Source organism: Spirosoma flavum, assembly GCF_042686045.1.
Taxonomy (GTDB): domain Bacteria; phylum Bacteroidota; class Bacteroidia; order Cytophagales; family Spirosomataceae; genus Spirosoma; species Spirosoma flavum.
In genome coordinates, this window is the sequence record NZ_JBHUOM010000058.1 from 1 (window position 1) to 5,887 (window position 5,887).

8 protein-coding genes are annotated in these 5,887 nt (G+C 44.9%); 4 read left to right on the top strand and 4 right to left on the bottom strand.

Annotated elements, in window-relative coordinates; genetic code table 11:
• The 4 genes from ACFS25_RS31570 to ACFS25_RS31585 all read left to right on the top strand — a co-directional run.
• Nucleotides 1–301: plasmid mobilization protein (locus ACFS25_RS31570; RefSeq protein WP_381509178.1), on the top strand; the 301-nt coding region annotated here is incomplete at its 5' end.
• Complete coding sequence (locus ACFS25_RS31575) at nt 298–585, top strand: hypothetical protein (RefSeq protein ID WP_381509180.1); 288 nt, start codon at nt 298–300, stop codon at nt 583–585. The genes ACFS25_RS31570 and ACFS25_RS31575, both read left to right, overlap by 4 nt.
• Before the next feature lie 3 nt (nt 586–588).
• The gene (locus ACFS25_RS31580) at nt 589–1,497 is read left to right on the top strand and encodes a relaxase/mobilization nuclease domain-containing protein (protein WP_381509182.1); all 909 of its coding nucleotides are present in this window, start codon (nt 589–591) and stop codon (nt 1,495–1,497) included.
• A gap of 16 nt (nt 1,498–1,513) precedes the next feature.
• A complete protein-coding gene (locus ACFS25_RS31585) occupies nt 1,514–2,137 on the top strand; it encodes a hypothetical protein (RefSeq protein ID WP_381509184.1) in 624 nt (207 codons plus the stop codon).
• 135 nt (nt 2,138–2,272) lie between these two features.
• On the opposite strand, the gene ACFS25_RS31590 is transcribed toward ACFS25_RS31585, so the two are convergent.
• From ACFS25_RS31590 to ACFS25_RS31605, 4 genes are all read right to left on the bottom strand, one after another.
• A complete protein-coding gene (locus ACFS25_RS31590) occupies nt 2,273–2,506 on the bottom strand; it encodes a hypothetical protein (RefSeq protein WP_381509186.1) in 234 nt (77 codons plus the stop codon).
• On the bottom strand, nt 2,439–2,858 hold the full coding sequence (locus ACFS25_RS31595; RefSeq protein ID WP_381509188.1) for a hypothetical protein: 420 nt from the start codon (nt 2,856–2,858) through the stop codon (nt 2,439–2,441). The genes ACFS25_RS31590 and ACFS25_RS31595 overlap by 68 nt, the downstream gene beginning before the upstream one ends.
• 24 nt (nt 2,859–2,882) lie before the next feature.
• The gene (locus ACFS25_RS31600) at nt 2,883–3,809 is read right to left on the bottom strand and encodes a replication initiation protein (RefSeq protein WP_381509190.1); all 927 of its coding nucleotides are present in this window, start codon (nt 3,807–3,809) and stop codon (nt 2,883–2,885) included.
• A 1,292-nt stretch (nt 3,810–5,101) separates the two neighbouring features.
• Entirely contained in the window at nt 5,102–5,410 is a 309-nt protein-coding gene (locus tag ACFS25_RS31605; RefSeq protein ID WP_381509192.1) for a hypothetical protein, read from the bottom strand.
• Nucleotides 5,411–5,887 lie beyond the last annotated feature (477 nt).

Genomic DNA, 5,887 nt, shown 5'->3' on the forward strand with positions numbered 1-5,887 from the left:
ACGCGACAAGAAGATCAACCTGTACGTGACGGGGTTGGAGGAGTTGGCCATCAAGAAACGGGCCGAGCGAGCAGGGTTAAACCTGTCGGATTACTGTCGCCAAATCGTGCTGACGGGTCAAGCCCAGGTACGACTGACCCTGTCTGAAAACGCGACGTTGAACGAGGTGGCTAAGGTGGGCAATAACCTCAATCAGATTGCCCACAAAGCTCATGCTGACGGCATCCGCAGCATTGCGGTCGAGGCCCAGCGACTGCTCAAGCAATTGAGCCTGTTGTTAGATAAACCTGTTGTCGAATGATGAGCGCTGTTATTTATTTGAAGCGATACCAATACAGGGGCATCCATCATTACGCTAAAGTCTGGCACGATCGAGATCCCCCGCTGAGCGAAGTGGTTAACTTTCTGAACCCGGTTCCCCAGATTGAGCATCGAGAGTATGACTTAACGGTGGCTAGTGATCTGCTGGCGTATGAGACCCTTCTCGAGACATGGGACTGGGTTCTGGAGGACGAATTTACGCACGCTTACCAAGAGGCAACGGCGGGTGAGTTTCGGATTTATATCAACGGAAAAGCCCTATAAGTCATGATTGGCAAAACCAGCATTGGCCGCAGCTTCAAAGGCTGTTGCGGCTATAATATGGAAAAGGTGGAAAAGGGGAAAGGCGAAGTGATCTTGTCTCAGGGGGTGCGCGACTACGAGCAGAAAGCGATGGTGGCCGACTTTGTGCGCCAAGCCCAACTGAATCCCGATCTAAGCCGCAGCGTGTGGCATACGGCCATTAGTTTCGACCCCCAGGACGAGGTTCGAGTACGGGCTAACCCGCAGCTCATACAGTCGGTGGCCAGCGACTATCTGAAGGGTATGGGCCTGGATCAAAGTCAGTATGCGGTGATTGAGCACCGGGACACCGGCCACAGCCATTTTCACATCATTGCTAACCGGGTAGCCAACGATGGGCAGACCATTAGCGACAGCCACAATTTTAGCCGCTCTGAGCATCTTTTGCGTCAGATTGAGCAGAAGTACGCGTTAACGCCGATGATGGAACAGACACAACGGAAAAGCCTGGAGAACCTACCCGAGCGCGACCGCAGCCGAATTGAGATCCGTGACCAAGTGCGGGAGAGTCTAAGCCGCTCGACCAACGGGGAAGATTTACGGCAGCAACTGAGTCAGCAGGGTATCCGGATACTGATTAACCGGGACAGTGCCGGCCAGCCGCGCGGGGTCACCTTTGAACGGACCATTCAGGATGAGCAAGGCGAAGCGGTAACCCATGCGTTTAAGGGCTCTAAACTGCACCAAAGCTTGGGTATTCATCAGATTAGCCAGCAATTAACCTTGAATCAGCAGCAACGAGAACGCTTAGCGCAACAGGAGGCTCACAAATTGGCCCAGGAGCAACGAACGGCTCAGAAACAGTCTAGTCTAGACAACGAAGAGAAAACGCCGGAAATCAAGCCAAAACGCGGTCAAGGCCGCAGCCGATGAGATGGACAAACAAGACATGGATTTATTAACCGAGTTGGTTCAGACATTAACCAATGAGGTGACCGAATTGAAATTGCTGGTGGCCGATCAGCCCAAGCCGACTACCCTGCTAGATGCCAAATCCAGCTTGGAAAAGGTCGCTACCGCCATCGATGGCTTACGGGCTGGGATTGATAGCCTCAAGCTACAAAAAGAGGCGAGTGTGCCGACGGACCTCACTCCCCAATTTGATGCCTTAGCTCAGTTGATCCGCCAACGACCGGAATACCGCCTGAGCCAGTATGTGCAGTACGGGGGCTACGTCTTCGGGTTGCTGGTAATTCTGTTGATGGGTATGAGTTGGTTGGCCCTGGATTGGCGGAGTGAACGCCGTGAATTTGAGGTATCCGACTGGAAGTGGCGCAATCTGCGTCAGGTTGATCCGGTCTATGTCCGCAAGATTGATAGTACGTATACGGTGTCTAGTCAGGTCAACGGCGGAAAAGATCTGGCCGATTTTCACCAATGGATTATCCAGCAGGAACAGGCCGATGCGACGCGGGAAGCGGCTCACCAAGCCGCTGAGCAGGCTAAGGCGATGAATGCTCAAGCTGATCAGCTGGAACAGAAAGCGTTGACAACGGGGAAGAAAAAAGAGTAGCCATGAAAAACGATCAGGTAGTGACATAATATGTCACCACCTGATCGTTTTTACTTTTTGTCACTTTTTTGCCCCGCTGTTAATTGTACTATTTGAAGTCTTGTTATATAATGAGAGTTATGTTAAGGGAATATTCTAAGATGAGACATTGGCTGGCTTGAGCCGTTTCAACCCCTTGGCTTTGGGCTGGCCGGGCATAATAACCCACTCATCGGCCTCATCCTTGGTGTACCACACGCCATCCAGCCGGAACCAGGGACCTTTGCCGGGTAGAGGGCCCTGCTGGGTCGAACGAGCCGCTTTAGCGGTTGTAGAGCTGGCGGATTTTGTCGGCGTAGGCTTGGTAAGCACTGAGGTGTCGGCTTTCATGGGTGATGTAGGTTGTAATAATAACTGCAAACAGGGTCGAAGGATTCTCCACCCGGTGTTCCAAGGTAAAGATAGTTAAATAGTAGGTTTCCTGCCAATACGAAATGGCCTGGTACTTGGTCACCGATTTGGGCACGGGCGTAATGAGCACGTTCCCAGACAGCATACGGGCCACATCGGCAAATTTGAGGTTATGGACCTGCTCACTCGGGTTGCTCTTCGCTAAATCAGCCCGGTAGTTCTCCATAAAGTGGTCACAATTAGCGGTTTGCCAGAATAGTTCGGCCCGCTCTGCTTTGTGGCCAGGGGGTAAATAGAGGGTTGTATTCTTAGGAATATGATTGGATTTCATGAAGTTATAAGTGGACCGGATGGCTTATTTTTCTTTCCCCGTAGTCGCTAAACCAAACACTTTAGCGGTATAGCTACCTAAGTTTTTGACCTTGCCATCATTCGCTTTGGTCTGAATATCATAGAGTTGACGATTAATGGTTTCCGCTGAGTGCGTGGCCAGCACCTCATCGGCCTGATCGGGCCGCAGTCTAAATTGTTTAACCAACCGTTCGTGCAGATTGGACAAAGGAGCCGGTTCGGGTTTAACCTGGTAAAAGACCTCAAATTCGACTTCAACGACGGGTTTACGGCCTCGCCCAGGTCGGTCGCCGTAGACAGGTTTGTATGTAAACGTAACATCTGTGTGGCCGTTTATTTCTTTAGATGCGACATCTAAAACGTTTTTCTGAAACTTAGTCCAATCAGGATAAGTGTCCTTTCCCGTTTTTGTATCTATAATGCTTAACATGGTTTTCAAATCGGCAAGATTGCGTCGGAATATCTTGTCTTTCATGTTTTTAAACATGCACAGTAGTTCGTAAATGCGTTTGGCATACGTCGAGTTAAGAGAGATTGCCGCAGCTAACTGAACTTTGGTGTACTTGCTGTGAAGGTGAACATAAAAGGGCCTTACTTCATCAGAAAGACCTATTTCAATAATGCCAGTGCCCTTTTTATAGCGTGCAGACGAAATAAACGTAGCCTGTAAGAGGTCACCATCTGGTAAGGTTGTTTCAAAAACGCGAGTCAATAACTTGCGGGTTGCTTGCTTGTACGCTTCTAGCATCAATCCCTTTGAGCCAGTGACTTCAGCCATTTCTTTGACTGATACCTGATACTTTTTAGTTGGTGAGTCGTCTTTCTTAATATTGGCGACTACCATATAAAGAATGTTTTTCTCCGTCTCCGTCATCTCGTACCGAGCTACAGTAAGCGCATTATCTTGCCATATTTCTACCGCTTTGTTCATAATCGTTGATTTACAGACAAATATAAAAACACTATTATAAAACACAATTAGTTTTAGTAATATGTGTTTATTAAAGATCAAACCTGTGTTTATTAACCCTGTTTCACCGATTAAACCTGTGTTTATTAACCCTGTTTCACCGATTAAACCTGTGTTTATTAAAGATTAAACCTGTGTTTATTAAAGTTATCCACAGCATAAATATTTAGTAATCAGATAGTTACTTGCTAAAAAATCACCTTACAAGTGTTTAACAAGTGTATTTGAAAATACACAATCACTTGTTTGCTAAAAAAGGGGCTTGAAAAACGGCTTTTTAGGGCTAGTAACGTGCTTGAAAAATAGCTGACGCTAGTCCACTTATCAGGAAGACCAAAAAACAACGGGGAAAAGAAAAGAAGAAACAAAAAGACTAAAGGGAAATAGGCCTCAAACTAAAAATATAGTTATAATTAATAAAGTACTTATATACAAGTAGTTAGAAAAATATTATAGGGTTATAGGGCTATTGCACTTTTAGCATACAGGTTGTATAAGGTATCTTATGTTAGGTGAAAATTCTCAGATCAACCACATAACATAAGCCCTGAAAACTGACCGAATTGTCCATTGGAAAGGGAAGAGAATAGACCTAGACTGTGTTAAGCGAATATCCCTAAATTGAGTGTATTGGTCGGAAGTAAAGTACCCCAAAAAACGACTTCTGAGTAGCAGTAGATTTATTCTTGGTCAAGCCGATTTTGACACATCAGCCGCTCTTCCTTCGTCTCATAAAGACTCGTTCGCAAGGGCAGAAGCTGGGTATTTACATTAACTCGTGGAGAGCTTTCTTTTTTTGATCAAATGTAAAAGCTGATTTTCAATCTGTTTAGATAGATGCTGTTGCCGACTCATCTGCTGAACATACTGAAGAAGGAAATGGTCAAATTCTTCTTTAGTACGTTTCGGTGTAGATTTCATATGAATGGGTATTTATATACAAATGTAACCCATTGTCTATCAGCAGCTAATTTTATTTTTACGTGTAGTTAATAGTAACTATGTCTAAGAAAAATTTAACTATAAGCTACGTGTAATGGTCGGAGCGTTGTGCCAAACCCCCGAATTTTCTGATGCTTGGACCATCCCAATGGTGTAAAAAAAAGCAAAAACACGCATAGACGGTTGTTATCGATAGTACAGTGAATGGTGGGATAATCAAAAATCGGCTCCTCGATGTGGCCGATTTTTTTTGTGCACCGTTGGGCTGGTCCAGGCCTAGGTAACAAAACTTTTTGGCAACAGCTATGTAGCTAAATGCTCATGGTAAAACTGATGATTTTTAAGTCTCCATCAATGGACCGGTCTTGAATGATCAAACCTGAGTCTTCATCGAATAACCGATCCCCGACTACGGGTAGTAGACCAAAGGTATCGTAGTATTGTTGAATACTATTATAACACGTTTGGAGTCTATCGTGACACGTGTCCACCACAATCGGATCTTCATACCAGTTGTCTAAGGTGGATAATTTTTTAACCCGATGAAGTTGTTTTTCAGATAATAGGAAGTGAATAGTCCACCCTTTAATTTTCCAATCCGGCTTCGAGATGGCCTCCATAATTGTATTCTCTCTAACCCTCAAAGTTGGCTTTCGATGTGTATTAGTTTTCATACGTTTCTGGTTTAGACTAGATTAAAACTACTCAAAGCAGTTGACCGCAAAAAAGGAATTAAGTGAGCTTTTGATGCTGTATTTTTTTTTAACGGTTTGTTCTAAGCCGAAAGAGAAGAAAACATAGCTCTGTTTCGCGGAAAAGCAGGCGCAGTAGGATACAATAGGCTTTAGGGGGGCTTATCTGAGGCTTTTAAGATGCTATACTTTACATAATCGCACTTATACAACAACAGCTATATTAATGATTAGCTTTATAATACAAATGTTTAGCTCTTTAATTATATATCGTACATTTAGACACTTTCTACTATAAATGCTCACGTCAAAGTACTAACATTATGAAATTCACCTTTTTCGCCAGTATACTACTGTTATCAACTCTAGTGGTCAATAGTTGCAAGACAAAAGACGTTGTACCCC